This window comes from Nostoc sp. LEGE 12447 (genome assembly GCF_015206985.1).
In the GTDB taxonomy this organism is placed as follows: domain Bacteria; phylum Cyanobacteriota; class Cyanobacteriia; order Cyanobacteriales; family Nostocaceae; genus Nostoc.
Map to the genome: position 1 here is coordinate 160,767 of NZ_JADEXT010000004.1, position 26,230 is coordinate 186,996.

Genomic DNA, 26,230 nt, shown 5'->3' on the forward strand with positions numbered 1-26,230 from the left:
AACAGTTGTAAGTGGGAATGTCGTGAAATACACGTTCATCAACATCTACCCACAAACGGCTTACTTTGAACATGTAGTGCGTTAATTAGCTTTGACTTCATCGGCAAAATTCGCCCATCGGACAAAGTGAAATGGGCCGGCGATGGAACCCCACAGACGCTCATCAGTGTCTAAATCCCTTCCTCGGTCGAGGCTGAAAAATTCTTTAGCGTCAATCTCAAATTCGTTATCTAAATAAGTATTTTTGCCGTCACGAACCACAATGCAGCCTTTACCAGGTTCGACCCTGCCTTTGAAGCTCTTACCTGTCCACTCTACAATCATGTTGCAGCCTGGCATTTTTTCCAGTTGGTCAACAGACAACTCTTTGAGGCGTTCGGGTTCACGAGATGCACCGTAAAATTTTTGTTCTTCTTTAACGGTGTAGTGTTCAATAGCAATGTGGTTTTCTGCCGGAATCAATTTCATTACCCGCATCCGGTAGGGTTGATTGAGCATAAAATCATAAGCTTGTTCGAGAAACAAACTTACTCCTGAGAACAATTCCAAGGGAAGGGGACGGATACACACACGAATGTGGGCATAAAAAGGCGGATTTTCAAAAGCTTGTTCTTGATTACTAAAGTCAGCTGACATCCATCGGGCTAAGGTGGCAATATCAGTAGAATGAGTCATGTCGCTTCGCTCCAAATTCAAAATTCAAAATTCAAAATTAATAATCCCCATAAATAAATTTAGGGGCTTGTATCCTTTTGTTTGTTGGTGATTATTAAAATGATCAACCAGCTGATTAAAAATTCTTTAGGATTATACCATTTTGGATTTTAGATTCTTGATTTTTGATTGGGGATTGCCTTGCTGCATCTTGCTTAGTGTGAATTCATCTATCGCAATCATTTGGCAATTTGGGATTATTTTGACACTCGCCAGACTAAAAAATATTGCCTGCGATACCTCCGGTGGGCTTTGCCTACGCAATTTTTACATTAGATATTACAATCGCTGGTATTTCCAGGTTACTTAAAATCCCATTGCCTCGGCGACTGCGCCCAATTCTGCTGCAATCCCCTGTTTAAATTGACTGTGATTGTGTTTAATGGCTGTATCTGGGTCTTTTAGACCATTGCCTGTGAGGACACAAACCACTGTCGCTCCTGTAGGAATTTGGTCTTTTACCTGCAATAATCCGGCTACAGAAGCGGCGCTAGCAGGTTCGCAGAAGATACCTTCTGATGATGCTAAAAGTCGATAAGCATCGAGAATTTCTGCATCGGTAACGGCATGGAAATTTCCCTGACTTGCGGTTTGGGCTGCGATCGCTAATTCCCAGCTAGCAGGGTTGCCAATGCGAATTGCTGTCGCTAGGGTTTCGGGATGCGCCACGGGCTGACCGTGTACTAATGGAGCTGCACCTGCGGCTTGGAATCCCATCATTCGGGGTAAGCGATCGCACTTGCCATCTTGATGATATTGACAAAACCCCATCCAATATGCTGTGATATTTCCCGCATTGCCAACAGGGATACACAGCCAGTCTGGGGCATCACCCAGCGCATCGACGATTTCAAAGGCTCCAGTTTTTTGCCCTTCTAGGCGGTAAGGATTGACGGAATTTACCAAAGTTACCGGATAGCTTTCGGCCATTTCGCGGACAATTTCTAGCGCTTGGTCAAAATTCCCTTTAATTGCCAATACTTCTGCACCATACAGTAATGCTTGGGCTAACTTGCCCAGTGCTACATAACCGTCGGGAATTAATACAAAGGCATTCATCCCTCCACGCCTTGCATAAGCGGCGGCGGCGGCTGAGGTGTTACCCGTGCTGGCACAAATTACTGCTTTTGCTCCTGCTTCCTTGGCTTTGGAAATTGCCATAGTCATCCCCCGGTCTTTGAAGCTGCCGGTAGGATTCAGACCATCATATTTTACAAAAACCCGTACTTGTCTGCCAATACGTTCTGCGATCGCTGGCACTGGTATTAGAGGTGTGTTGCCCTCCAAAAGAGTGACGACCGGGGTTTTTTCACTGACAGGTAAGTATTGGCGATAGGCTTCTATCAGTCCGGGCCAGGGTTGGCGATGAGATTTAGCAACAGACAGGCTCAAAGTCACAGGATTTAAAATTTCTTAATGTTAAGGATTCGATATTTAGAGAAAGTGGCAGATGGAAGCGGAAGAGGAAGAAAGTGAATTTTTCTTTGCCCTGTCCCAGCTCTTTAATTCCAAAAGAATATTACTTATAGAATATTATTTTTTGTGGTGCAGGTGTTTCACTTGCCATTTTTATTTAGAATACCAGTTAAATAGGCAATGTGCTGTCTCTCCTTGGCAGTAGCCTTGGACGAGTCCTTGCCCAAGGCTACTGCCAAAAAAGGTGGATATTAAAAAGGCATATTTTTAAGGGGATTGGGGAAATCTTTGCTGTGTCAGTCCTCAATTTTTCATAATTTAGCAGAATTCTTGATATAGTCTACATATAATTCCTGCGTAAATTCCCTAAAAAGAGCGATAATAATTCATACAACCATAATTGACAGGCTAATCAATTTAAGTATTGCTAAGTATCGTCAAGTGGGCGGAAGCTTTGCACACTTAGGGCACTATTCTGTTTGGAACACAGCCATGATACTCGCCGTCTCTTATGATTGAACCTAAAATCCATTAGAGTAATTAATGAAAAATATACAATATTTTAATAAAGCTTAAAAGAGCATTATTATAATATTTCTAATGGTGTGAGTTAAATTGTGGATTTAATTAGCGATGCCTACTTGTTTATCTAGTGTTTCCGATCGCCAGTCCCAGGCTAACTGGGTGAGTAAGCTAACCAAGTCTTATTATCAAGACGATCAGCAAGCTAAATTTATGCATTTACAAGCAGAAGTAGACTCTCTGTTGCAGCAGTTGGAAAACCTGAAGAACCAACGTCTAGCCGAAACTAACCAAAAAGAATAAGTCAATTTTGGAGATAGCGATTGCCAGTGCCTCTTTAATTTAAATTTGATTAGAGGGCGTGCTATTCAAAGCGCTGATTTTTCTCTAACCAGCGCCTCAGACTGTAGTTATGAGCATTTTCAATTAATAAAGCTAAAGATTGCACGTCTGAAAGCTTGGCGATCGCAGAGAGTCTTTGTAAGTCATTTCTGGTAAAATCAGTGTAAATGACTTGATTGCGATCGGACAAAATTATAGTCCGGTCGCGGCGTTGTTCTGTATTTTCCGCCTGATTTTCAGGTGAAGACTGATTCAAGGATGCTATTGCTGCTGCTGAGATAGTCAGTATTATTTCTGGTTGAGCATTATTTGTTAAATCAATCACTTGAACGGGCCAATCACCCAACTTTTCCTGCATCTGCTCAAAGGTAGGAATAGCACCAGCCGCAACTTCACCGGATTGCTGTAAAGATTGCCAGACACTCGATAATATTACCTTCACCCCTTGGGGATTTTGTTGATGCAGTTCTTTTAGAGTGATGGGAGATGGTTGTACCCATTCCAGTGCTGCATTTGTCAAAGCTAGAGGTTTGGGTTGAAGAACATCGTTTTGATTCTCTGGAATTTTTGGGCCCGCAGCCAATAGGCGCAAAACTTTACCCTGTAGTTGCACTGCTTTGATAGCGACTATAGTAATTTTTTGTTCTCCATTTGGCAACCAGACTATAATCTGGATTTCCGGGTCAGAAATGATTCCCAAAGTTTTCCATAAAAATTTGGCGGCGGAAGTTTTAGGTGGGTTCAAATTCTCAAAGGGGGAATTTAGCCAGCTTTTACCGTCATTAAATGCACTCACCTCTACCTGATACCAAACTTGATTATCAGTGAGTTTCAAGTCTGCTAAGGAATTTGGTTGCAGCCACTCACTGCTAGTAACTTGAGTAATTGGTTGCACTGTACCAACAATCTGACTAGGGTGAGTAGAGGATATTTGCGACTTTGCACCCTCACTATTGAGTCTTGCTAATAGACCTTGAATATAGACAAGATTATCTTTTGTAATTTTTGGTTGCGTCTTTAACCAGGAATTAGCGTGTTCTTCTCCCTGCTGAACAGCCAAAATCAAAGCGAACCAAGCTTGCACATCCAGTCTATTTGGGTTCACCCGCAACGCTGCGGCTGTGCGATTCCACAACCGTTTTTTATCGGCTTTGAGTAGAGTCGCAATTTCTTGGGTATTATGTGGCGACGCTTCAAACACCTGTAATGCTTTCTCCCAGCGACCATCAATCAAGTCTGCTAGCACTTCTTGACTAGGACTTGCCCATTTTTTCTGGGCTTGGGTTTTAGTAAGTTGGGAATGCAAGCGAATCAAATCCATTTGCGCTTGCGCCACCCCTGGAAAAACTCCTTTGCGCTGTTTTTTGATGAATTTCAACCATTCAAAGGCTGGTGTCCATAGTCCACTACGGGCAATTGACAGGGCGTTTTGGTATGCAGAATCTTTGAGGGCTGCTGATTTGAGGGTAATCGCCTCTAATTCAATTGGTTTGAGGAATAACTTCACAGGCTTGACTTGGTAAACCTGTAAGTGCGGTTCTAAGCCTATAGTTTGATCGACAACTAACTCTTTTGTACCATCACCAGTTACCTGCTGCCATCTGGGTAATTGTCCGTTGGGACTTGTCCAAGACAACATTTGTAGTAAATTGGTGCGTTGTGGATTGTAGTATACAACTTGACCATAAGCACCAGTTCCTGGTTGGCGTTGACCCTGCAAATTAAACCAAACCCCTGGTGATGGTGTCCCAGCATCAAAGCGTTGCACTTTAGTTAAAGGTAGGGGAACACTGATATCTTGGGGTTCTGATGTTTCATCAAGTGAGGGTGAAATCACAGAGGATTCTTCTGGCCCAGTTATAGGTAATTGAGTGGCTAAATAGTAGTAATTTTCGGACTGAGATTTAAACTCTAACTCTTCTGATAGCTCGTAAACCCTGAGTTCCACAAGTTTTTTACAATCTGATTGACAATTAGCACGCTGTTGCCAAACTGGCAGTAAAAAAGAGTCTTTGGCATCTTGACGTAAAGGCAGAATTTCGCCAAATATTTGGTTTTTTTGACTCAAATCGAGTTGAATTTGTTTGAGAGTTTTGGGGCGTTCGTGGTTGCCAAGGGGGATTTGTGCCCATGCGGGTAAAATTTTATTTAGCCAGCTTACCTGGTCTGGATTGAAGATGAAGAGAACGCTAATCCAGGCGAAAACCATAATTAGACTAGCACTACTCAACAAAATTGCGATCGCTAGCGTTGACGACAACCAACTTCCCCCTTTGAGCTTTTTCTGGGGTTTTTTAGCGATGCGTTTCATCACACCTGTATGAGGTTTATTTTGTTTAGAGGCTTTTTGTGTCAGCTTGCGTGGACGATTTGCCATAGATTGGGGATTAAAAACTGGGGGTTGGGGATTGGGGACTGGAGTCGGAGATTTGAGTCTTTGAGGTTGATAAATCCAGTTCAAAGTATGACCGAGGCTCTAATTCCCTTTGTCCCCCAGTCCCCAGTTCCCAGTACCTAGTACCTAGTCTCCAATACCCAATACCCTGTTATACTCGTCCTTTCAGAAGTTGCCCAGAAAGATTAAGTCTAATTTTGGACAAAATACGTAAATTTTCCCATGTGAACGCTAGACAATAGCGCATACACTCTTCACTTAAGTATGTGAGCAGAGTGTAAAAAGTTGAAAGGTATACTTATTAGCCGCAGTCATCGCAAAACCTGGATGCTCGCATGGTTACTCATTGCGGGAGTAAATGGAGTTGCCCAAAAAGCATCAGCACAAGAGTACATCAATACAGAAACGACTCAGGCGCAGGAGAGTATAGATTTAAATTCTCCTCCCCTCTCCCCCATAAATCCGATGGCACAAGTTACATCGGTTTCTCAACTCAAAGATGTACAACCCAATGATTGGGCATTCCAAGCATTACAGTCTTTGGTGGAACGCTATGGTTGTATAGCAGGGTATCCAGATAGTAGCTATCGCGGTAATCGCGCCTTAACTCGGTATGAATTCGCCGCCGGTGTGAATGCTTGTTTAGATAGAGTCAACGAATTAATCACTACAGCCACCAGCGATTTAGTCACCCGCGAAGATTTAGCAACATTACAAAAATTGCAATCAGAATTTGCCCCTGAATTAGCAACTTTGCGGGGTCGTGTCGATAGTTTAGAAGCCAGAACTGGCGAACTTGAAGCAAATCAATTCTCAAGAACAACCAAACTCAGTGGACTACTAATAGTTGGTATTCAAGGACGGACTAGCAATCGTGGTGATGTCAATCCTAGAGATGGACAAAAAGATACAGATGATGGCGGGACAAACATTAATGTCATATCCTTGGCGCAACTATATTTGACTAGTCAAATCACTCCTAGTAGTTACTTGTTTACAGGTCTTATAGATGGTAACGGAACAACTTCGCCTAGATTTACCAATAGTGTTTCCCGGAATGATGTTTTACTTGGCTACGAATTTCCTACAGATAGCTTGATTGTAAGTGACCTCAATTTTCATTGGCTGGTTACGGATAAATTAGCAATAATGGTGGGAACAGAAGGCGTAAGTATGCCTGCTGCTTTCCGAGGCCCCAATCGGGTAGAAAGTGCTGCAACAGGGCCGCTGTCTTATTTTGCCCAAAGAAACCCAATTTTAAATATGGGATACGGTCACGGCGGTATAGCTATTGATTGGCAATTTGCTAAACGCGCTAGTTTGCAGGCAATTTATACTAGTTATAAACCAGGCAATCCCGGTAACAGTAGCGGTTTATTCGATGGAACCACAACTACTGGTGTGCAATTGCTGCTAACACCAACTGACACTCTAGATTTAAGCTTGTATTACGTCAACAATTATTCTTCGGATGGTTGTTTGCTAACCTTTGTTGGTGATGAATGCTTAACTACAGTTAATACCACTACCGGAAAATCAGCACCTTTGCAAACTAATGCCGTGGGTGCGACTGTCACTTGGCAAATTTCACCTCGCATTAGCGCAGGTGCGTGGGGTGGTTATACTAAATCTTACATTCCTGGGCAATCGGGAAATGTAGAAACGACGAATTATATGGTGTTTATGAATTTCCCTGATTTATTTGCTAAAGGAAATTTGGGGGGAATTTATGTCGGTCAACCTCCTAAAATCACTAGTAGCGACCTACCTCTAGGGAATAATGTCCCTGATTTTATTAATACTGGTTTAGGACGTGCAGGTGGACAACCAGGAACTACCACTCAAATTGAGGCATTTTATCGTTTCCAGCTAACAGATAATATTAGCATTACACCAGGAATAATTCATCTCTTGCAGCCTGGTAATACACCAGATAACGACTCAGTTACCATCGGCATTCTGCGGAGTACTTTTAGTTTTTAATTTTGCTTGCAGACAAACATTGTAGAGCTTACAGCATATAAGACGAGAGGGCCATCTGATAAATTCAAGTTTTTGGCGATTTTTGTGTGAGTTCTGGAGATATAAAAAAAGGTTTGGCGGTGAGCCAAACCTCTATATAAATCCAGTGCATAACAACATCCCGAATTAATTTACTCATTATTATATTCATAGGGCATCTTCCTATAGGATGTGTGCAAATATCCTCAAACCTGATAGGGTATTTTCCTAGTATCATTAAATACTTCAAATATAAAATTAATCTGCCAGATGTTAGAAGCTATGGCAGATTAATTTAGATATTAAAGATAGTAAAACAACTCAAAATATTTTTACATGCAAAACTTGCATGAAAGCAATTTTTTCAACTAGTAAACAAAATAAAAGACGGGATAGTTTATCCCGTCTAAATAGCTTGAAAGTGGCAATACACCTTGGACTCTGCAAAAAACAGCACAAATAAAACTTAATAGGTTGTAAGACAAACAAATAATATGAACAAAAAGAATGCTAGTTGAGCTTATTCTTAATGTTTCAATCATTTGCATTCTAGCTAATATATCACAACTTAATTATAATTTAATGTCAAAATGCCAAACAATTAACAACAAAAAAGACGGGCTAACGCCCGTCTTCTGTATAAAAAGTAAAAACATCTTGGTAATTTCTGCAATATATCAAAATACTCTAATCACTAGCTGCCAAATTGCCAAATACTTATCAATCAAAGACGAATATTATTTTCTCTGTAATTAAATGTATTTGTCAGCTATAGATTTTACTCTCAAGAAAAATTAATAGTTACTCAAAGGATTTAGTGATCGTTTATAATAAAATATTTAGTTTTCTCTTGTTGTCGTTAATTAATATTGCATAAGGTGTGCTGCTTCGAGACATAAAAAAGCCTGCGTAGGCGTAGCCCATCGTAAACATTGCACCATCAATTAGAGATAATTTATATTTGTCTACATGGTATAATTTTTTACAATATTTATGCGAGATATATCTGTAGGGGCAATTCATAAATTGCCCCTACAGTCCAGGTTTATTTACTATCAAAGAATGATTAATAAAAATTTATTTGTTAGGCAAAACCTTATGCAGTATTGGATTCTTGTGTACAGTACGTATTTCTAACAAACTTAGACGGCTAACTGTTAATAAGTAACAACTAATCATAGTAAATAATTAGCAATTAAACATTAACAATTAGCCGTCAACCCCCTTGGGGAGTATTTAAAATTCAAAACGTCAGAATGATTTCTGTAGGAAAGTCACTCTAAGCACGCTCATCAAATCTAGTGTAGAAACCACCGTATTTTATCCAGTATTGTTTCAAAGTATGATGAGGAGTATGTAAACTAGCTTTAGCCTGATATAAAATTACTTGGCGATGATCGCCCATCCAGATTTTATTAATGGGGTCAACGGATATTACTGTTCCTCCTAAAGAAGCGACACATTGAGAGAATCTTTCAATGGTCGTATATTCTAATGTCTCGAATATAAAAAAGTTACCGGAACAAATCAAGTGGCGGCTACGAATCCAACAGCGCATCTTTTTTTCAGCCTGTGGAGGTAACATTTTATATTTAACAGATTCAAGCTGAATCAACATAATGCTCTCACTGCAAGTAATTCATCAGCAAAACTTTCCCGTTTCTCAAATCGCAAAGGCCCAGCAGTTGACCCCCATATCTGCTTGTGGGTTTCAATATCCATACCTTTATCTAGACTTATCCAAGTATGCTCGGTTATTTCTACGTCGCTGACTAAATATGTCTGGCAGCCATTGCGGTTAATCAGACATTGATTACCCGGTTCCACGCTACCCCGAAACATTTCACCCTCTCGTTGAAAAACCATCGAACAGTTATAACGCCGTTCGATACAATCTGGGGTGATGGTTTTGAGGATATCTAATTCACGAGCCGCACCTGCATAAAGCATCTGGTCTTTCAAGCTGTAATTTTCGATATAAATGCGATCGCCACAATCTACCAGTCTATGTACTCCTTGGCGGTAGGGTGTCCATAAATCGTGGTCATAAGCTTGTTCTGAATAAAAACCGATGGCAGAAAAAAATTCAATCGGTAAAGGACGGAAAAAAATGTGAATGTGGGCGTAAAGTTGGGGATTTGCAAAAGATTGCTTGTAGTTGCTAAAATCTCCTGCCATCCAACAGGCTAAGGTGAGTAAATCACTAGCGTTGGTGCTAGATTCACTGGGTGCTATTGTCATATTCAACCTCAGTAGTGACAAAACTAGATGATTCCTTTTATGTTTTAACCTGATATTACTAACTGGTTGAACTAGACAAAGAGCGAATCTCTGAAGAAAAGGAAGCTGTTGTCACACCTTTACCATCACTGGTTTTAATTGTCGCTACCCGAAATCGCAGATTTGGTGTGGCAAACCAAATTCGCTCTTCAGCAGCAGCATGTTCATACTCCGTCAGCAGGGTAAAAATCCCATCTTCACTCAAGTGGTATTTACCCACTGCTGGAATTGTTTCAGCGTATCCTTGGTCGCGTAAGAGTTTTCCCCTAGAAGGATTTTCTATATCTGGAATTGGCACCAGCACGGTACTACCAGAGATTGGTTTATCGTCCCAGTCTGACTCACCTTTCCAAGTCATCCGAAAGGGGTGAGTGATACTGGCGGGGTCGGTGTCATACAATTGACAAATTGCTAATACCGCCGGATCGTCGGTGGATAGAGACTCAATGTCAATGTTAGACAGCACTTGTTCAAAGTGAGCGAATGCTAAATGATGACCACTACGTTGCGATCGCCATCGCCCAATTGAAAGTTCAAAGAATTCAGTAATTTCCATTAGAAAAGTGATTTTAAAAAGTAGCCTACAGTCCAAGAAATATCTTGGCTAAATAGTTATTCTCCCTGTCTATATACTAGCTTCCTTGACTAAAACTGCATTTGGGAGTGCTATACATGGATAGCGGGGCTTTTAGCCCCTGCTGAGTTAGTAATTAGGCAATACGGTTCGGATAAGCATTTTTCACTTTCCTTGTGGTCTGGGAAATGGGCAAGGGGTAAAGGGGAAAGGATGTATTCAAAACATGAGTCCCTTTCCCCTTTAACCGAACCGTATTGAGGAGTTAGGGTTATTATTCTATCCCCAGTCCCCAGTCTCACTCCCTACTTACCGACTTAAGCAACTTCAGTAATACTGATGATTTTGCCGCCCATTGTATGAATGTTTTGCACTTGTCCAGACAGTTGGTTGTAGTTAACTACATATTCAAGGTTGCCCAGACGAGTACGGAGACTAGCTGAACCTTTGACTGCCTTAATCAAGAAGCGTTTGCTGGTGCTGCTTACACTAGAACCAGCAGCAGGAGCCTTGATAGATGTGGGTAAATTTGCACCTATATCCCTGATTAGTTTAGCTTTGCGATCGCTATCGCTGCTTGCTACTCCTCTCAATAAGGTAAAGGTGCGGTTAAAGGTAACATTCTTAATTCCTATTTGGGAGCTAGTGCTGCGAGGATAAGGAACAATATTCTCGCCAAAATTCCGCTGATACTCTTCGCTATCGATATAGGATTCGATTTCAGCATCGTAGCCCTGTTCGTTGTAGATGCGGACGTGTTCGGCAATTTCTGCTTGATCGGCAGGAGGACGACCTAGCAAGTGTTTGAAGTTTAGTTCAATGAACCGATATTGGGAAGAAGAACTGAAAAACAGAGATTGATAGAGTTCTGATTTCGCAACAGTGTTGACGAATTCGCGGACGCTGATTTTGCGATCGCGCAATTGCGATTCAGCAGTAGCTAGGCGCTCACTTTCTAGCAAGTGAGCATTCCCCAAAACCTGTTTGTAAACCGCCCGAATCAGTGTTTGTAATTCACTTTCGCTGGTGTTCGGACGCAGTTCAACATTAGGTGAATCAATAGCCCACAGTGACATTGAAGTATCTCCCTAAAAACGTAAATTAAATGAAATTTTTGAGCATTCTACCCCTTATGGGGGTAGAATTTCGCCTCAGTTGTCAGTTATTTTTGCTACTGACTAGCATGTGTAAAACTTTATTTTTTTAAAGTGCGTTAGATATCTTTGTATATGACAACTGACGGCAGAATTGAGCAAATCCTAATCATGATGCTGGTCTAAAAGCTATTTAAACTATCTCCCAGTTAACAACTAGATTTTATGAGAAGGAATTCAGCAGATGTTAAAAAACTTTACATCTTTGTGACAAAGGAAAGGTCATAGAGACTTTAAATCCTTATTAGTTTTAATTATTTAAGTTTTTACATCATTAAATACCTTTACACATTCTGATACGATGCCGAAACCATATTTATTAAATTTTGTTAAGTTAGATAATACTTTAGATAAATTTAAGCTTGTTTTTAGAATTTGATTTGAGATTGGGATGCAGGCGATTGTATTGCTGTTTTCCCTTGAGCAAGAGTATTTATAGTGCCGATTCACCAAAGTTAATCTTGGTAAGTGGGCAAGAATAAATCAAACTATGTTACGTAATGTAAATTCAATTAAATTGGCTCTTAGTAAGCAGCTATAACCGTGACTACAAACCTTGAATTATTCACGCTCACTTACCTTACCGAATTTGAAAAGTAGCCAGTTGGGTGATTAAATGGTCAAAATAGGGATTAAGAATTTCTTGCTGATTGGCTGGGCAGCGTTTCAAACTAGCAGCTTTAATGCTTTTTAAACCTAAGAGCATTGCATCTAATGGAACTTGTAATTCCTGATAGAGTAAGTTCATATAGTGCAGTCCTGTGGGATTTGTATACTCAGCGTGTCCACCTGCTATGCCATAAGTAATACAACGGAGAAAATGCCAAAAATCTCGCCAGCAAGCTTGGGCGCGTTCAGGCGGATAAAGACCACCTTCAGGCTGGACAATTTCAGGATAGGTTGTCAAAACCTGCTCTCTAGCTTCATCAACAATTTCGGCGGCGCGAGCGCGTAACAACACAGCAATAGGAATCAACTCAGAATTATCGGATGACTTGGTTTGAATCTGTAATAAATCTTCGTCGCTCAGATAACGGAAAGCATCATCCGCAGCTTGAAATATGGCGATAGCGGCTTTGGAATGAGACTGTTCCCACTCAGCAAAGCTGATAATTCTAGCTTTGGCGATTAATTCTTTGACGGTTTCGCTTAATTGAGTCATTGGTTAAGAGTTTAGGGTATTGCGTTAAATCTTCCCAAATGCGATCGCTATTTTTTGACATCTGTAAAATAAAGTAAAGATAGCTCTACCAAATGCACCTATGGAAATCGCTCAAATCCAAACTGAACTGAAGAACCCAGATTTTCACTCTCGTTTGAAGGCGATCGCAGCCCTCAATGATTATGAATCAGAAGTTGCAGTTCCTCTCTTAGCAAGTAAACTTCATGACTCAGAATTTTTGGTGCGTTCTTTTGTAGCCAGGGGTTTGGGTAATCAACAATCAGCAGAATCCTTTGCTGCTTTGATGCAAATTATGAAATTTGATGATACCCCCAACGTGCGAGCAGAGGCGGCAAATTCTTTATCGCTATTTGGCAGAGTTGCAGTTTCTCATCTAGTTATGGCATTTTATCAAGATGACCACTGGCTAGTTAAGCGGAGCATTTTAGCTGCGATCGCTGAAATGAATTGTCCTGAAGAACTATTTGATATCTGCGTTCAAGGTTTAAAAGATGAAGATTTCACAGTTCAGGAATCCTCTGTTGATGGACTCGGTTTACTAGCTGATTCTAGCCAACATACTGCGGCACTATCCCAAACACTAACGTTAGTGAATGATGAATCTTGGCGGATGCGCGTGCGAGTTAGCTATGCCCTCAAACGCTTTGACGAGCCGGAAGCAAAAGCAGCCCTGAACCAACTTAGACAGGATGAGGATCACCGAGTTGTCGGAGCTGCTTTAGAAGACTTGTTGCCACAATAGCGATATGGGCTTGTGCCGAATCTTGTGATAAAATTTATTTCAACAATAGGCAAGATGTTTTTTTACCTTAAATTTGACCAAAATATCCGGGTAATCTGCCAAAATCTGGAAGAAAAGATCAACTTTTTTGAGATGAGGAGGCATTTGTGACTGAGATAGAAACTGGTCAAATGACTTGGCGACCACCAGGTTCCTCAGAATCTGCTTTACATTTGCGACATAAAGCTTCGGAAGCCTGGCGATCGTATAAAGAATTTCCCCAATATGCTTTACCCGATCCACCGGGTTTTTCTGAAGGATACGCTACGTTTTTAGCACTCTTAAAAAAGAACTGGCAACTGTTGTAAAGTCACTACAGAACAACAAAAAAATTTTGGATTTTAGATTTATTTAGCCCACTAGGAGCGCGTCTTGCACTCATACTATGTTCGGATAAGTACTTGTAATGACGGCTGACGCGGGGAGTTTTGAATTATCAAGTAATTAAGCGAACTTGATATTGATATCCCAAATCTAAAATCTAAAATTGCCACGATCAAGCACTCAAACTCTCACGAGTTGTTGTGCGAGTGTAGGCGTTCCAAACGTCAAGTTCTGAATATGGGCGGCTTTTAAGCATAGCTTTAGTTGCTTCTGTGAGTCCTTGGGCTAAAGTAAAATCTGCACCAGCGATACTTTGAAGATGCTCCATCTCTGCATCACAGAGGTCAGTTGCTCGCAGGTCTGCATCCCGCAAATCGGCTCCAGTCAATCGAGCATTCCGCAAACAAGCCCCAGTCAAATAAGCTTTCGTCAAATCAGCGCCACTTAAAGCCGCACCTTGCAAATTTGCTCCTGTCAAGTCAGCGCCACTTAGGTAGGCTCCACGCAGATTAACACCTTGTAAATCTGCGTTTCGTAAAGAGGCTGTGTTAAGAAAAGCACCATTGAGATTAGCACCCGGACCTACAGCTCCCGAAGCTTTGTAGTTATATTCTTGGGGCCATTTCGTATGTGTATCATAACGTGCTACTTGCAATTTGGCTCCTTCCAAATTTGCGCCACTGAGATTGGCTTGTTGGAGGTTCGCACGGTTTAAATAGGCTCCCTGCAAATTAGCCCCACTCAAATCGGCTCCTTGCAGATTAGCGCCTCGCAAATCTGCGCCACTCAAATCGGCATTACTCAAGACTAGCTCACTGAGGTCGGCTCCTAGTAGCTTGGCTTTGCTCAAATTAGCTTGTTGTAAATCGACTTCTCTGAGATTGTATTGGTACAAATCGACCCAATCCAAATGGTTTCCGGCTTTGAGGGCTGTTAATATTTCTGGAGTTGGACTGGGGCGTTCGCTAGTGATAAGTTGAATTTCACTATTTGTCATCAGTTGATAAAAATATAACTTTTGGAGTTATTCTACACTTTAGCGAAATTGGGACTTCATCTCATTGCTCAGTATTCACTAACGGCAAAATTTGATAAAAAGAGGTTTTAAAACAGATGCATCTAATACCGCCCTTGTCAATGATCGACTTCTTCCGTAAAAGTGAGGGTACATGGTTTACGGAACGTTCCGTTCACCATTTTGACTCGGCGGCGGATGAGTCTGGGCAGTCGAATTTGATCGTTAAAGTCATGGAAAAGGACGATCCTAAAGTCCAAGAAGTCTGTAAAGACCAAGGCATAGACCCAACTAAAGCAACAGGCGGTGCGAGTTTTGCATGGCAGGCTAACTTAGACACCAGGCTACCTAATGATAATGCTGCCATTTTGGTTGATATTCCCGACGAAACGAGGCGTTCTGGAAAACTGATCCGTAACCAAGGTTATGTTGAGAGCATTCCCGTTGTCAGTCGGTATCGGTTTGCCGATGATGGAGTTCTGACGATTGATACTGACTATGACAATAACCAAGGTCAAGAACGTTGTTGGTTTGTTACTGATGATTTTCGTGTCAGGGTTAGTACCGTGCGAATGATGAACGGTGTCAACTTAATGGCTTATTGTTCTGAACGTCGCTGTGTTTCCCAAGAACTTCTAGAGCAAATGATCGCTAATCATGCCAGGCATTAGTGGGGAATGGGGAATGGGGAGATAAGGAAAAATAACTAATACCCAATGCCCAATGCCCAATTCCCAATCCCCATTAAGGAATGTTGCTTTGTTTCTCATAAATGAGACGTGTATGATTGCCATCACTTATTTTCATGCAAGGGTTAACAAATCATGTTCCATGTATAAACCTTTCCTGGAATTTTTAGAAAAAGAGCTATTTAAGCGCTTTGATTTACAAAGTAGGGTAATTCCCCCTGGTTTAGAATTCAAAGTTAGCGATCGCGGCAGAAACCCTGCAACTATTCGCAGTTGGTGTTACCAATCTCAAGAGTTGCGGAAAATTCGCTATACCTATATTGATGCCGGGGAAAGCGCCCAAATTTTTAACAGCGTGATTTATCCTAGTCATAACTACGATTTACCTCTGTTAGGGATTGATTTTTTATCCTTTGGCAAAGTCAAAAATCTAATTGTGCTTGACTTTCAGCCTTTGTTTCAGGATGAAGATTATCAAAACAAATATATAGCTCCGCTAAAATATCTCCATAATAAATACCCGGATTTGGCGCAAAACTTAGAAATGAAGTTTTACGATGCCAACCAGTATTTTTCTAAGTACCTCTTGTTTGCCAAAACAGATGCTGAAACAGTTTCAACGCGAGTCTTTGAAGCTTTCCAAGATTATTTAAACTTGTATTGGCAAATGCTAGCAGATGCCCAAGCGCTTCACGATCCAGAAGATATCCAACGGATTGTCAAAGCCCAAAAAGACTATGACCAATATAGTGCAGATCGAGATCCAGCATCTGGTTTGTTTAGCAGTTACTTTGGTCATGAATGGGCGGAGCGTTTTCTCCATGAATTCTTATTTGAAGATGCCGTTCCTCTAGCAGTTATTGCAAGTAAAAGATAACGGGGATTGGGCATGGGGAATTGGGCATTGGGCATTGGGCATTGGGCATTGGGCATTGGGATTATGAATTTGGAGCGAAGCGAAGTGACACTATATCAGCCATTTCTCGATTATGCAATCGCCTACATGCGATCACGCTTGGATTTAGAACCCTATCCTATCCCCACTGGGTTTGAGTTCAAAAGTGCTGTTGTGGGTAAGGGCAAAAATCAGGAAGAGGTTGTCACCACAAGTTACGCCTTTCAAACCGCAAAATTACGGCAAATTCGTGCTGCTCATGTCCAGGGTGGTAATTCGCTGCAAGTGCTGAATTTTGTGATTTTCCCCCGCCTCAACTACGATTTACCCTTTTTTGGGGCGGATCTGGTGACATTACCAGGAGGACACCTAATTGCTTTGGATATGCAGCCCCTATTTCGGGATGATTCAGCATATCAGGCAAAATATACTGAACCAATTCTGCCCATTTTCCACGCCCATCAACAGCATCTATCTTGGGGAGGAGATTTCCCAGAAGAAGCACAGCCTTTTTTCTCTCCCGCTTTTCTGTGGACTCGTCCCCAAGAAACTGCTGTAGTAGAAACTCAGGTGTTTGCCGCTTTTAAAGACTATTTAAAAGCTTATCTGGATTTTGTAGAGCAGGCAGAAGTTGTAACAGATTCCCAAAATTTAGAAGCCATCGAGCAAGCCCAACTGCGATACCTACGATATCGGGCTGAAAAAGACCCAGCACGAGGTATGTTTAAACGCTTCTATGGTGCCGAATGGACTGAAGAGTATATCCACGGCTTTTTATTCGACCTAGAGAGAAAATTAACAGTCGTCAACTAGAGGCTTCACCAATTTAATATTGGGCAAATGACTAATCAATATTAGGATATAGCAACATTCTTGAGGATAGTCATCGGCCCTTGGGCTTTGATAATTTCCATTTCTCCTGCGTTTCGCACTAGCAAACTACCAGCGAATCCTAATGAATTGACAGAGATAGACTGAAAATGCTCCTGCGATCGCGGTACAATCAACATCCATTCTCGTGTCGCTAACAGATTGTAAGCACCCAATTGCTTTGCATCTAAACCCACAGCCCCTAGCAAACTGCGATAAACTTCTAATGTTGCTTGGGCTGCTGTAAATGGCGATCGCACCCAATCAGGATTTAGTGGCGCAAAAGCGTTTACAAAAGGAAGTTTTGCTATTGCGTTCGAGTCCTGAAATTGTACTGCCCTCAGTAGAGGTTCAATAGGTATCTGCGGCCCTGAAGGTACAAGTGGTAGTGGCACTAATTGTAAGTGTTTGTGTCGCTGGCTAGCACCTGCATTTTTGCCACTGTTGTAAAATGCTAAACCATCGAAATCATCTAAACACGCCCACATAGCGGCAAAATCTTCCAAAGTCAGCAAACTTTCCTGTTCCTCGAAGGCACGGGTGATAATTAGCAGATGAAGATCGACAACATTATATTTATTTAAAATACATACATGAGTATCAGAGATATCCGCCACAAATAAATCTTCTTCGTAGGGCAAAAAAGGATTAAACTCTTGACCAGAGACAGCAGATTGTTTTTCCTGTTTCTCCTTAGCTGCTTTTTTACGATTCAGATTAGACAAAATCCGCACTAAAAAGCGCACTCCATCCTGTTCGATAAATTCAAATTCTGTCGGAATCGACAGTAACGCCCCACATTGTAAAGCATGTTCAGTTCGTTCTTTAACACTTGTCCATAAAGTGCCAGATTCCAGTAAGATTTTCCCCTGTGGCATTTTCATTCCTTCACACATGGTATAAAACACGCAGTTAACTTAACGTCAAACTGTTGGTTAGAAACCGCTCTGGCTCTAAGTTGAAAAGCATGACAACTGTGTAACCCTACGAATGAGTATATTCCAATAAGGTTTAGTAAAATACCAAAGCTTTCACAACAACGCAATACCCCTGCAACAAAACTGTCACAAATCATATCTACATTAGTAATACATCTAAATATCCTTCCAGACAGCAATGCAAAACCAATCTCGTGATGGAGAACACCCATCAAATAGCATTTTATCCAACACTGCTGATACCAAATACCATCATCAAGCACCCTGGAAAAAGGCTGCCGCCTCTCTATCGCTGGTGCTGCTGGGATCAGGTATGACATTGGTCGGTGGCTACATGGCTGGACATTCTCAGCAGGTGTCTGAGAGTGCATCTAATTTGGGAGTGAGTCGCGTAAATGCCGCTCCTCCAGTATCAGCTGCTACAGATCCTAATTTTGTTACCCAAGTTGTGCAAAAGGTCGGGCCGGCTGTAGTACGAATTAATTCTTCCCGAACAGTAAGAAGCCAGATACCAGATGAATTTAACGATCCGCTTTTTCGCCGCTTTTTTGGTTCCCAACTGCCACAATCACAAGAAAGGGTAGAACGGGGTACTGGTTCAGGTTTTATCATCAGTGCCGATGGTCGGATTCTCACTAACGCCCATGTGGTAGATGGTGCTGATACAGTGACAGTGACGCTCAAGGACGGGCGCACCTTGGAAGGTAAGGTGTTAGGAAAAGATGAATTAACCGATGTCGCTGTTGTCAAGATTCAAGCAGAGAATCTACCTTCAGTAGCCATAGGTAACTCAGATCAACTGCAACCAGGAGAATGGGCGATCGCGATCGGCAACCCCCTTGGGCTAGATAATACAGTAACTACCGGAATCATCAGTGCTACCGGACGCAGTAGCAATCTAATCGGCGCTGCCGATAAGCGAGTAGAGTATATTCAAACTGATGCAGCCATTAACCCCGGTAACTCCGGCGGCCCCCTGCTAAATTCCCGTGGTCAAGTAATTGCCATGAATACAGCTATCATCCAGGGGGCACAAGGATTAGGCTTTGCTATTCCCATCAACACAGCACAACGCATTTCCAGTCAAATAATAGCTACAGGCAAAGTAGAACATCCTTACCTGGGAATTCAAATGGTGGGATTAACACCTCAGATGAAACAAAATATCAACTCAGATCCCAATAGCGGTTTGAGTGTGGATGAAGATAAAGGTGTATTAGTTGTCAAAGTTGTGCCAAATTCACCAGCTGCTAAAGCAGGAATACGTGCTGGTGATGTTATCCAAAAGCTTGGCGGGCAAGCAGTCACAGATGCCAACAGTGTCCAAAAGGTAGTAGAAAATAGCCAAATCGGGGGGGATTTGCGCTTAGAATTACGTCGCAATGGACAGAATCTTAACGTCGCTGTACAACCTGGTGCTTTCCCCACCGCACCAGTACAATAAAAGTTTTGCTATTGAGTCAAAGTGAATTTTTTGGGATGGGCAAAATACCCATCCCTTTTTTTAGATGGCGAAGATAAGGTGGGCACTGCCACTATGTAAAAATAGTTTTCTTTAAAAGCAGAGTTATTTTTATATTTTTTATCCATGACATTAGTCATGGTTTAACTAATTACCTTTTTCACTAGTGTATATCTATTTTCAGTCCTATTATTTACTTGTCAAAGAGATTAAGATTTTGCAAAAAATTAATCTCTTTGATGTCTACACCATAGAAGGAAAGTTTGCGAATGAGTATTAAAAGAATGCTTGCCAGTGCAGCACTGATTTTACCAATTGCTGTTACCTTTATTCCTTCCCAAGCCGATGCACAGGCTAGATGGCCAGTTAGGCGGCCAGTTCCAGTTAGAGTAATCAGAAGATCACCGCCAGTTAGGGTTTATACCCCTGTTCAAGCGAGAAGAAGGATACTGGTTCCTGGACGTTGGGTGCAGACAAATCGTGGTCGTCGATGGATACCTGCTCGCTATGTATATAGAAGATAAAAAGACCTACAAATGCAAAAAATATTGCCTATCAATATTGATTGTATAGTTCTTTTTCCATAGATTTTGTTAGTGTTTAAAAATTCCCCTTTAGGATATTTCTAAAGGGGCATTATTTCATATTTAAAATAAATAGATAGATAAACCTCATCTATGTTGAAACCTAGAGTTTTTTAAAAGATATATTTATGTAGATTGGGTGGAGTGAAACGCAACCCAACATTACCACCAAATTTTATGTTGGGTTACGCGATCGCTGCACCCAATCCACAAAACTACGGTTCTCAAGGTAGACGAGGTTTAGATAGGCATAATTAAACATATAAAAACTTAGTTTGTAGTGAGCTATTCATCGCCTCTTCAGAGTTATCAGGACTTTAGTCCTGACTACAAACTTTTAATTTATTTATGCCCAGCAAGAAGTTGCAACTGAATTTTAAGCTAGAGCTACTACTGGTTGCTGCCAGCGTCCTACCGCTTTACCAATGACTGCTAATTCTTGCATTAATTTATCAAAACGGTCTGGTGTCACAGATTGGGGACCGTCGGATAAAGCTTTGGCAGGGTTGGGGTGAACCTCTATCATCAGAGAATCTGTGCCAGCTGCGATCGCAGCCATTGCCATTGAAGGCACAAACTCAGACCAACCTACGCCGTGGCTGGGGTCAATCATAATTGGCAGGTGAGTCAGTTTCCGCAACACTGGCACTACCGATAAATCCAGCGTATTTCGCGTATATTGGCGGTCAAAGGTGCGTATTCCCCTTTCACACAAAATTACATTGGAATTGCCAGATGCCAAAACATACTCGGCTGCCATCAACCAATCTTCAATAGTAGCTGCCATTCCCCGCTTCAAGAGAACTGGTTTCGGCTGCGCTCCCACTTTTTTGAGCAAGGAGAAATTCTGCATATTTCTTGCTCCTACCTGAATCACGTCAGCAACTTCGACAATTTTATCCAGGTCAGCCGCATCCATCACTTCTGTAATAATACCTAGTCCACTGACTTCCCGCGCCTTTGCTAATAAATCCAAAGCACTCTCGCCATGTCCTTGGAAGGCGTAAGGTGAAGTTCGGGGTTTATATGCCCCTCCGCGCAAAAATTTTGCTCCAGCCGTCTTGACGCGCCGTGCTGTCTCCACAATCATTTCTTCATTTTCTACTGAGCAGGGGCCTGCAACAACTACCAAAGGCTGATGTTCACCAAATACCACTGCTCCATTAGGAGTATTAACTACTACTTCCGAAGCTTCGCCGTGACGGTATTGGCGACTGGCTCGTTTGTAAGGCTGCTCTACCCGTAACACCTGCTCAATCCAGGGGCTAAGTTCCTGAATTTGTAATGGATCTAAGCTGGCGGTTTCACCTACAAGACCAATAACTACTTTATGTTGACCAATAATTTTTTCTGGAGTTAGCCCCCAGCTAGTTAATTCCTCATCAATGCGGTTTATTTCCGCTTCTGGGGAACCAGTTTTCATTACTATAATCATGTGAAATTTCCTGATTAATTGAGTAAAATTTTCTGTAAATGGGCTAACTTTATTGTTGCCTATTGCCCTAATTACGAATAGTTAAAAACAAAATTTATTTACAAAATAAATAGACAAAATTATAGCGCTCAGTCAGTAGTTTTACTACTGGGTAGCTGGATGTAGGTATAAAAAGATTATATAATTTTAATTAGCAATGTTGAAGTTATAAAATTTCAACTTCAACATTCACTTCTTTTATTTACCCAATACCGCAGTTACTTAATACCTGAGCGCCTTTAATTATGAGTTTTTTTGCCGCGTTTCGCGCCAAACTGCCACCATTCGTCCCCAATTGGTGTTGAACTCACCCACACCTAGCAAACTTCCGACTCTTTCTTCATCCCAAGAGGCAGAGAGAACGCCATAAGTTATGCCTAAGACCCCCAAACCAAATAATCCCATGTTCACCAATAACACGGCGATGGGAGCTAGTTGGATGTCGGAGTAGATAGCAAGCAGATAGCTAACAACCAGGACACTAATGCCCAAAGCTGTTGGTACGCCACAGAAACCAGCTACCCGTCGGATCATCCTCTGGCTGACTACTTGAGGAATAGCCATCTCTTGTTTGGTGTAAGTCAGTTTTTTATCAGCCTGTTTGCCAGATTCTTGTGGCTGTGCTGCTGGTTTACTTTGAGTTTTTGCGGGTTTTTGGCGCTTTTTGTTTGGTTCAAAGGGCAAGCGACTGCGTTCAGATTCTTCAGCAGACATAAGCAGTAGTCCCTATCCACGAATACCGAGGCGAGCGATCAAAGCTTGATACTTTTCACGGCTTTCCTGCGATATGTAGGCTAGAAGACGCTTACGCTGACCAATTAGCTTTAACAGTCCCCGTCGAGAAGAATGGTCTTTTTTATTTGCCTGGAGATGTTCGCTGAGGCGGTTGATGCGCTCAGTTAGCATGGCAACTTGGACATCAGCCGAACCAGTGTCGGTTTCGTGAACTTGGTAATTGGAAATTATTTCTTGTTTCCGCAGTTGCGTCAGGGCCATGATTGATTCAATTGCTAGTTTTTCTAAATGTATGCAGCAGTCTCCCATAATATCACAGCCCTTAAGCTGGATGTCGAATCATATTTGCTGCTATGTCTGGCACTCTACAAGACTAAGTAAGTCAAGAGACATCCAGTATCTTCATATAGAGACTAATAATGTAATTTTAAATGGTAGCTTCCGTACCGATATTTGAAAGTTTGTCTGGATTAGTAAACCATTTGTCCTGGCATTTCTTCCAGTTATCTATATACTCCAGACAGCAGGAAAGCTATTTCAACCTAAATACAAAACTTTTCGGTTAGAGGGAAAGGATTTAAATTCACCTTTCCCCCTTGCACTTTAACCTTTTCCTAGATTGGACTTGTGTTCACCAAATCTTTTAAAAGGTGAAAGTTGTTCTCAGAGTACCGATAATTGCATCGTCGTTAGCGCTGCTTTGTCCAGGAGAGGTCAACCAGATGACACCAGGGGTGATTGAGATGTTATCTGACACGCGATACTTGTAGAAGCCTTCAAAGTGATAAGGGATATCATTACCAACAAAACCTGGTCGGTTAAACGAATATGGTTCTGCGCCAGCAAAAATACCTAAAACGTTACCTTTTTTACCGAAGTCAGGTAAGGCTACCCCAAGACCGTAGCTCCAAGCTTCATAATCATCACCAGCACCAAAGCCTGAGATATCGTGGTAAGAAACGAAGCCACTAATTGAAAGTTTGTCGCTGGGTCTGAAGGCTGCTTCTATACCGTAAGAATTACTAGAAGATGCGCTGAGGGTACTTAGGGTGTTAGCTTGATTAGTACCTACGACGCGGTTAGCACTACCCAAACCGCCGCCTAGATCAAATAAATTCCCGCCTCCAGCACCATGATAACCGTGAACGTAGGTAGCAGCGATCGCCAAGCGATCGCCAATACTAAAGTTCAACTGTCCAAGAGCCGCATAGTTACCCTCCAACAAACCTTGATTGGCTCCAGGATTGTTAGCATTTGATGCCAAGTAACCAACAGTCAATGAACTTGGTTTGAAAAAGCTGCCACCGCTACTAAAAGGTATAGTCAATGCAGCACCGGCACCACCACCAATCCGATAGATGGGACTTTCAGAAGCAAAGCTAGACAAAGCACCATTACCACCATCAAAGTCCTCAAAGTAAGGATTATTAGTGGCAACATAATCGCTATGAATACCTCCAGTAGCCGCAAAGTAAGCTTCAACTGGGCCTATGGGTACGTAATATGCTAACCAGTCTATATTGACACTGTTGTTAACACTGCTACCGATTTGAAAAGTTTGTGTACCTTCAGCAGTATTGATAGGAACACCAGCATTATCCACTTGATTAAAGGCTAGTGCATTACCAGCTGCAAGACGGGTGTGTAAAACGTCTTTACCTGTGAAGCTGGTTTGCAGGTCTAAACGTACCCTATCTTGGAAAACAGTATTATTAGCATCGCCAGTGTTGCCGCCAAAAATATCACTAACAGCAAAAATAGCTTCACCCACAAGCTTGGTTGTAGTAGAAAACTGATTTGCTTCTAGTTCAGCAGTCCGTGCTTCTACAGCATCAACTCGACCACGCAAAGTTGCTAGTTCTGCCGAGAATTCTTCTTGCAAACGCTGGAGGGTAGCCAAATCTTGTTTTGTTACCAAGTCAGCAGTCGCTGTTGCAATCAGTTCATTAACCCGATCTAAACAAGCATTCAAACCTGCGGCAAATTCATAACGAGTCAGTGCCCGATTGCCACGATAGGTAGAATTTGGGTATCCAGCAATACAACCGTAGCGTTCAACCAGGGATTGTAAAGCTTGGAACGCCCAGTCAGTCGGCTGTACATCAGAAAACTGAGAAACTGATGTGACTTGAGACAGGGAATTTTGATTCTTACCCTCGGTGCTGTAGCGGTTAACCTCTTCTAAAACCTGATTATCATCAGTCTTTTGGGCAACCAATAGTTGATTAACTTTTGGTTGCTCTGTTTGAATAAATGTTGAAGCATCAGAAGACATTGGTGCTTCTGTCTGAGCAGTTTTTGCCTTTATATCTTCAGAGGAGCCTGCTACTTCAGTAGCTATAGCCCTAGCGGAAACCAACACCGTCACTCCCAAAACTACTGGACTTAGTACCAGAGTTTTCCACAATAGATGAGACATTCTTTATTTTCCTTTCCTAAAAAATACCCGAAATCAATGGGTTAAAGAAAAAGATAACAAGCAGTTATTCTACTTAATTTGAAATCTTATCAGATTGCTGTTACTTAAGCCATATCTGACAAAATTTTTACGGATGAAGAATCGTAAAGACTTGCTTATGCTTTGTTTGCCAGATTAAGAGTTTATGATTGAATTCCGCTCAATTTTGCGCCATTTTTTGACTTTATCTTCTTATTCTTGACTCTTATTTGCGGTAAATCCTTTTTATCTTTGTAAGAGTAGCAGATTTGAACTAGAGTTAGCTATATTTTTAAAGAACCATGACATTGGCTAATGACATCATCAATAATTTTGGAAAAATTTTGTTTAAAAAACTCGGCTTCTAACCCATAAAATACTCTCGATGAGTTTTTAGGAAACAATTGCAGTAACTGCTTACGCTGTTCATTAATACGAGATATTGAGGCTTTCAATATTAATCATAAAAAATGAGTCTGAGATAATTCTGAACAGTAGAGACGCAAAATTCCTCGTCTCTACTATTTCCCATAAATTTATTTCTTCATCTGATCCAAAGCTAAATTCAGCTTCAACACATTAACTCCAGGCTCACCAAAGATGCCGAGAAAGCGTCCATCTGTGTTTTGGGCAATCAAAGTTTCTAGTTGGTTTGGCTGAAATCCTCGTGCCTTGCTTACTCGTGCAATTTGCGCGATCGCAGCTTCTGGGGTAATGTGAGGGTCAAGGCTAGAACCAGAGGTGTAGACTAGATCGCCAGTCGGCTGCACACCTGCTGCTTTCAGACGAGTCAGATCGCCTTCAATTTTTTTACTTGGATCTGGGTCATCTTTACCTTTGATGCGTTCGAGTAATGCGGGATTACTAGGAGCCAAGTTACTAGCACCAGAAACCCCAGTTTTCAAAACTCCCCCATCATCCTTTTTGGGATCGGCTGTGCTGTAACTGGTGGTACTGGGACGACTGTTAAAATAGCGATCGCTAGTAAAGGGTTGACCAATCAAAGCAGAACCCACAACTTGGCCTGTGCTATTTTTCAGTAAACTACCATTTGCCTGAAACGGAAACGCAATCTGCCCAATGGCAATCATCGCAAAAGGATAAATAATCGCACCGATTACCCAGAGTACCAAGGTAGAACGAACAGCTCTGCTAGCTTCACGTGCAAAACTCATTAGAATTTCTCCGGTACAAACATTACAAAAAATAAATAGATAGAAAGTCCTAACGTCACCATTCCTAACAATCCCAATCCCCAAGATTGACTGCGGGAAAGTTGTTCGCCAGTAGCCGCATAGACTAGAGGTGCAACTACTAGGTTGAAACACATCGCCAGGAATAAATACAGTGGCAGCTTTTGTCTGCGCCATTGACACCAGATATCAGTTATTTCTTCAACTACTTGGGATGCAAGGATAGTGCGGCGGATATGAACGGGTTTCATA

The 26,230-nt window shown here is 41.7% G+C and carries 26 protein-coding genes; 9 read left to right on the forward strand and 17 right to left on the reverse strand.

Going from position 1 to position 26,230, the window contains the following annotated elements:
• Nucleotides 1-81 precede the first annotated feature (81 nt).
• Together IQ274_RS07385 and thrC are read right to left on the reverse strand one after the other, a co-directional pair.
• Nucleotides 82-675: a chromophore lyase CpcT/CpeT gene (locus tag IQ274_RS07385; protein WP_163928623.1), complete on the reverse strand. Its 594-nt coding sequence runs from the start codon at nucleotides 673-675 to the stop codon at nucleotides 82-84.
• Nucleotides 676-1,020: 345 nt separating this feature from the next.
• Nucleotides 1,021-2,112 (reverse strand): threonine synthase, encoded by a 1,092-nt coding sequence (gene thrC, locus IQ274_RS07390; protein WP_012407520.1) that lies wholly within the window; start codon nucleotides 2,110-2,112, stop codon nucleotides 1,021-1,023.
• 651 nt (nucleotides 2,113-2,763) lie between these two features.
• Here thrC and IQ274_RS07395 point away from each other — a divergent pair.
• Nucleotides 2,764-2,955 (forward strand): hypothetical protein, encoded by a 192-nt coding sequence (locus IQ274_RS07395; protein ID WP_163928624.1) that lies wholly within the window; start codon nucleotides 2,764-2,766, stop codon nucleotides 2,953-2,955.
• 61 nt (nucleotides 2,956-3,016) lie between these two features.
• Here IQ274_RS07395 and IQ274_RS07400 read toward each other — a convergent pair whose 3' ends face one another.
• On the reverse strand, nucleotides 3,017-5,371 hold the full coding sequence (locus IQ274_RS07400) for a hypothetical protein (protein ID WP_194141849.1): 2,355 nt from the start codon (nucleotides 5,369-5,371) through the stop codon (nucleotides 3,017-3,019).
• 345 nt (nucleotides 5,372-5,716) lie between these two features.
• Between IQ274_RS07400 and IQ274_RS07405 the strand changes: the two genes are divergently transcribed.
• Nucleotides 5,717-7,372, forward strand: coding sequence for an iron uptake porin (locus IQ274_RS07405; protein WP_194141962.1), 1,656 nt, complete (start codon nucleotides 5,717-5,719; stop codon nucleotides 7,370-7,372).
• Between the two features lie 64 nt (nucleotides 7,373-7,436).
• Here IQ274_RS07405 and IQ274_RS37265 read toward each other — a convergent pair whose 3' ends face one another.
• The 6 genes from IQ274_RS37265 to IQ274_RS07430 all read right to left on the reverse strand — a co-directional run bounded on the left by IQ274_RS37265 (nucleotide 7,437) and on the right by IQ274_RS07430 (nucleotide 12,560).
• Nucleotides 7,437-7,562: a hypothetical protein gene (locus IQ274_RS37265; RefSeq protein WP_265578522.1), complete on the reverse strand. Its 126-nt coding sequence runs from the start codon at nucleotides 7,560-7,562 to the stop codon at nucleotides 7,437-7,439.
• 1,107 nt (nucleotides 7,563-8,669) lie between these two features.
• Complete coding sequence (locus IQ274_RS07410) at nucleotides 8,670-8,975, reverse strand: CpeR family transcriptional regulator (RefSeq protein ID WP_416209830.1); 306 nt, start codon at nucleotides 8,973-8,975, stop codon at nucleotides 8,670-8,672.
• Nucleotides 8,976-9,001: 26 nt separating this feature from the next.
• Nucleotides 9,002-9,631, reverse strand: coding sequence for a chromophore lyase CpcT/CpeT (locus IQ274_RS07415; protein WP_163928625.1), 630 nt, complete (start codon nucleotides 9,629-9,631; stop codon nucleotides 9,002-9,004).
• Between the two features lie 58 nt (nucleotides 9,632-9,689).
• The gene (locus IQ274_RS07420; RefSeq protein WP_194141850.1) at nucleotides 9,690-10,226 is read right to left on the reverse strand and encodes a phycobiliprotein lyase; all 537 of its coding nucleotides are present in this window, start codon (nucleotides 10,224-10,226) and stop codon (nucleotides 9,690-9,692) included.
• A gap of 335 nt (nucleotides 10,227-10,561) precedes the next feature.
• Nucleotides 10,562-11,320, reverse strand: coding sequence for a phycobilisome rod-core linker polypeptide (locus tag IQ274_RS07425; RefSeq protein ID WP_163928627.1), 759 nt, complete (start codon nucleotides 11,318-11,320; stop codon nucleotides 10,562-10,564).
• Between the two features lie 658 nt (nucleotides 11,321-11,978).
• The gene (locus IQ274_RS07430; RefSeq protein WP_194141851.1) at nucleotides 11,979-12,560 is read right to left on the reverse strand and encodes a phycobilisome protein; all 582 of its coding nucleotides are present in this window, start codon (nucleotides 12,558-12,560) and stop codon (nucleotides 11,979-11,981) included.
• A 100-nt stretch (nucleotides 12,561-12,660) separates the two neighbouring features.
• Here IQ274_RS07430 and IQ274_RS07435 point away from each other — a divergent pair, with 100 nt between their 5' ends.
• On the forward strand, nucleotides 12,661-13,323 hold the full coding sequence (locus tag IQ274_RS07435) for a HEAT repeat domain-containing protein (RefSeq protein WP_163928629.1): 663 nt from the start codon (nucleotides 12,661-12,663) through the stop codon (nucleotides 13,321-13,323).
• A gap of 146 nt (nucleotides 13,324-13,469) precedes the next feature.
• Nucleotides 13,470-13,670 carry a hypothetical protein gene (locus IQ274_RS07440; protein WP_163928630.1) on the forward strand — a complete coding sequence of 67 codons (201 nt, stop codon included), beginning with the start codon at nucleotides 13,470-13,472 and terminating at the stop codon, nucleotides 13,668-13,670.
• 188 nt (nucleotides 13,671-13,858) lie between these two features.
• Here the strand turns inward: IQ274_RS07440 and IQ274_RS07445 are convergent, their stop codons facing one another.
• Nucleotides 13,859-14,683, reverse strand: a complete 825-nt coding sequence (locus IQ274_RS07445; RefSeq protein ID WP_163928631.1) for a pentapeptide repeat-containing protein — start codon at nucleotides 14,681-14,683, stop codon at nucleotides 13,859-13,861.
• Between the two features lie 116 nt (nucleotides 14,684-14,799).
• Here IQ274_RS07445 and IQ274_RS07450 point away from each other — a divergent pair, with 116 nt between their 5' ends.
• The 3 genes from IQ274_RS07450 (at nucleotide 14,800) to IQ274_RS07460 (ending at nucleotide 17,098) form a co-directional block, all read left to right on the forward strand.
• Nucleotides 14,800-15,372, forward strand: coding sequence for a phycobiliprotein lyase (locus IQ274_RS07450; RefSeq protein ID WP_194141852.1), 573 nt, complete (start codon nucleotides 14,800-14,802; stop codon nucleotides 15,370-15,372).
• A 160-nt stretch (nucleotides 15,373-15,532) separates the two neighbouring features.
• Complete coding sequence (locus IQ274_RS07455) at nucleotides 15,533-16,267, forward strand: 15,16-dihydrobiliverdin:ferredoxin oxidoreductase (protein WP_163928633.1); 735 nt, start codon at nucleotides 15,533-15,535, stop codon at nucleotides 16,265-16,267.
• A gap of 63 nt (nucleotides 16,268-16,330) precedes the next feature.
• The gene (locus IQ274_RS07460; protein ID WP_175586610.1) at nucleotides 16,331-17,098 is read left to right on the forward strand and encodes a phycoerythrobilin:ferredoxin oxidoreductase; all 768 of its coding nucleotides are present in this window, start codon (nucleotides 16,331-16,333) and stop codon (nucleotides 17,096-17,098) included.
• 41 nt (nucleotides 17,099-17,139) lie between these two features.
• Here the strand turns inward: IQ274_RS07460 and IQ274_RS07465 are convergent, their stop codons facing one another.
• Complete coding sequence (locus IQ274_RS07465; protein WP_194141853.1) at nucleotides 17,140-18,033, reverse strand: ATP adenylyltransferase family protein; 894 nt, start codon at nucleotides 18,031-18,033, stop codon at nucleotides 17,140-17,142.
• Between the two features lie 238 nt (nucleotides 18,034-18,271).
• Between IQ274_RS07465 and IQ274_RS07470 the strand changes: the two genes are divergently transcribed.
• A complete protein-coding gene (locus IQ274_RS07470; RefSeq protein WP_194141854.1) occupies nucleotides 18,272-19,537 on the forward strand; it encodes an HhoA/HhoB/HtrA family serine endopeptidase in 1,266 nt (421 codons plus the stop codon).
• Nucleotides 19,538-19,824: 287 nt separating this feature from the next.
• Nucleotides 19,825-20,079, forward strand: coding sequence for a hypothetical protein (locus IQ274_RS07475; RefSeq protein WP_179072321.1), 255 nt, complete (start codon nucleotides 19,825-19,827; stop codon nucleotides 20,077-20,079).
• A 436-nt stretch (nucleotides 20,080-20,515) separates the two neighbouring features.
• Here the strand turns inward: IQ274_RS07475 and aroF are convergent, their stop codons facing one another.
• The 6 genes from aroF to IQ274_RS07505 form a co-directional block, all read right to left on the reverse strand.
• Nucleotides 20,516-21,574: a 3-deoxy-7-phosphoheptulonate synthase gene (gene aroF / locus IQ274_RS07480; protein WP_194141855.1), complete on the reverse strand. Its 1,059-nt coding sequence runs from the start codon at nucleotides 21,572-21,574 to the stop codon at nucleotides 20,516-20,518.
• Nucleotides 21,575-21,856: 282 nt separating this feature from the next.
• Nucleotides 21,857-22,327 (reverse strand): PAM68 family protein, encoded by a 471-nt coding sequence (locus IQ274_RS07485; protein WP_163929483.1) that lies wholly within the window; start codon nucleotides 22,325-22,327, stop codon nucleotides 21,857-21,859.
• A gap of 12 nt (nucleotides 22,328-22,339) precedes the next feature.
• Nucleotides 22,340-22,609 carry a 30S ribosomal protein S15 gene (gene rpsO, locus IQ274_RS07490; protein ID WP_041565894.1) on the reverse strand — a complete coding sequence of 90 codons (270 nt, stop codon included), beginning with the start codon at nucleotides 22,607-22,609 and terminating at the stop codon, nucleotides 22,340-22,342.
• Between the two features lie 382 nt (nucleotides 22,610-22,991).
• Nucleotides 22,992-24,767: an iron uptake porin gene (locus tag IQ274_RS07495; protein WP_194141856.1), complete on the reverse strand. Its 1,776-nt coding sequence runs from the start codon at nucleotides 24,765-24,767 to the stop codon at nucleotides 22,992-22,994.
• 554 nt (nucleotides 24,768-25,321) lie between these two features.
• On the reverse strand, nucleotides 25,322-25,960 hold the full coding sequence (gene kdpC / locus IQ274_RS07500) for a K(+)-transporting ATPase subunit C (protein ID WP_163929480.1): 639 nt from the start codon (nucleotides 25,958-25,960) through the stop codon (nucleotides 25,322-25,324).
• Complete coding sequence (locus IQ274_RS07505; RefSeq protein ID WP_193948046.1) at nucleotides 25,960-26,229, reverse strand: potassium-transporting ATPase subunit F; 270 nt, start codon at nucleotides 26,227-26,229, stop codon at nucleotides 25,960-25,962. Before IQ274_RS07505 ends, kdpC begins: the two co-directional genes overlap by 1 nt.
• Nucleotide 26,230 lies beyond the last annotated feature (1 nt).

What these genes read in the sequence shown, in the direction of transcription:
- IQ274_RS07465 (WP_194141853.1), bottom strand. Translation starts at nt 18,033, where the DNA reads ATGCCACAGGGGAAAATCTTACTGGAATCTGGCACTTTATGGACAAGT.
- IQ274_RS07385 (WP_163928623.1), bottom strand. Translation starts at nt 675, where the DNA reads ATGACTCATTCTACTGATATTGCCACCTTAGCCCGATGGATGTCAGCT.
- IQ274_RS37265 (WP_265578522.1), bottom strand. Translation starts at nt 7,562, where the DNA reads ATGAATATAATAATGAGTAAATTAATTCGGGATGTTGTTATGCACTGG.
- IQ274_RS07470 (WP_194141854.1), top strand. Translation starts at nt 18,272, where the DNA reads ATGCAAAACCAATCTCGTGATGGAGAACACCCATCAAATAGCATTTTA.
- IQ274_RS07400 (WP_194141849.1), bottom strand. Translation starts at nt 5,371, where the DNA reads ATGGCAAATCGTCCACGCAAGCTGACACAAAAAGCCTCTAAACAAAAT.
- IQ274_RS07460 (WP_175586610.1), top strand. Translation starts at nt 16,331, where the DNA reads ATGAATTTGGAGCGAAGCGAAGTGACACTATATCAGCCATTTCTCGAT.
- IQ274_RS07395 (WP_163928624.1), top strand. Translation starts at nt 2,764, where the DNA reads ATGCCTACTTGTTTATCTAGTGTTTCCGATCGCCAGTCCCAGGCTAAC.
- aroF (WP_194141855.1), bottom strand. Translation starts at nt 21,574, where the DNA reads ATGATTATAGTAATGAAAACTGGTTCCCCAGAAGCGGAAATAAACCGC.
- IQ274_RS07405 (WP_194141962.1), top strand. Translation starts at nt 5,717, where the DNA reads ATGCTCGCATGGTTACTCATTGCGGGAGTAAATGGAGTTGCCCAAAAA.
- rpsO (WP_041565894.1), bottom strand. Translation starts at nt 22,609, where the DNA reads ATGGCCCTGACGCAACTGCGGAAACAAGAAATAATTTCCAATTACCAA.
- IQ274_RS07415 (WP_163928625.1), bottom strand. Translation starts at nt 9,631, where the DNA reads ATGACAATAGCACCCAGTGAATCTAGCACCAACGCTAGTGATTTACTC.
- IQ274_RS07485 (WP_163929483.1), bottom strand. Translation starts at nt 22,327, where the DNA reads ATGTCTGCTGAAGAATCTGAACGCAGTCGCTTGCCCTTTGAACCAAAC.
- IQ274_RS07445 (WP_163928631.1), bottom strand. Translation starts at nt 14,683, where the DNA reads ATGACAAATAGTGAAATTCAACTTATCACTAGCGAACGCCCCAGTCCA.
- IQ274_RS07455 (WP_163928633.1), top strand. Translation starts at nt 15,533, where the DNA reads ATGTATAAACCTTTCCTGGAATTTTTAGAAAAAGAGCTATTTAAGCGC.
- IQ274_RS07410 (WP_416209830.1), bottom strand. Translation starts at nt 8,975, where the DNA reads ATGTTACCTCCACAGGCTGAAAAAAAGATGCGCTGTTGGATTCGTAGC.
- IQ274_RS07495 (WP_194141856.1), bottom strand. Translation starts at nt 24,767, where the DNA reads ATGTCTCATCTATTGTGGAAAACTCTGGTACTAAGTCCAGTAGTTTTG.
- IQ274_RS07425 (WP_163928627.1), bottom strand. Translation starts at nt 11,320, where the DNA reads ATGTCACTGTGGGCTATTGATTCACCTAATGTTGAACTGCGTCCGAAC.
- IQ274_RS07430 (WP_194141851.1), bottom strand. Translation starts at nt 12,560, where the DNA reads ATGACTCAATTAAGCGAAACCGTCAAAGAATTAATCGCCAAAGCTAGA.
- kdpC (WP_163929480.1), bottom strand. Translation starts at nt 25,960, where the DNA reads ATGAGTTTTGCACGTGAAGCTAGCAGAGCTGTTCGTTCTACCTTGGTA.
- IQ274_RS07505 (WP_193948046.1), bottom strand. Translation starts at nt 26,229, where the DNA reads ATGAAACCCGTTCATATCCGCCGCACTATCCTTGCATCCCAAGTAGTT.
- IQ274_RS07420 (WP_194141850.1), bottom strand. Translation starts at nt 10,226, where the DNA reads ATGGAAATTACTGAATTCTTTGAACTTTCAATTGGGCGATGGCGATCG.
- IQ274_RS07435 (WP_163928629.1), top strand. Translation starts at nt 12,661, where the DNA reads ATGGAAATCGCTCAAATCCAAACTGAACTGAAGAACCCAGATTTTCAC.
- IQ274_RS07475 (WP_179072321.1), top strand. Translation starts at nt 19,825, where the DNA reads ATGAGTATTAAAAGAATGCTTGCCAGTGCAGCACTGATTTTACCAATT.
- IQ274_RS07450 (WP_194141852.1), top strand. Translation starts at nt 14,800, where the DNA reads ATGCATCTAATACCGCCCTTGTCAATGATCGACTTCTTCCGTAAAAGT.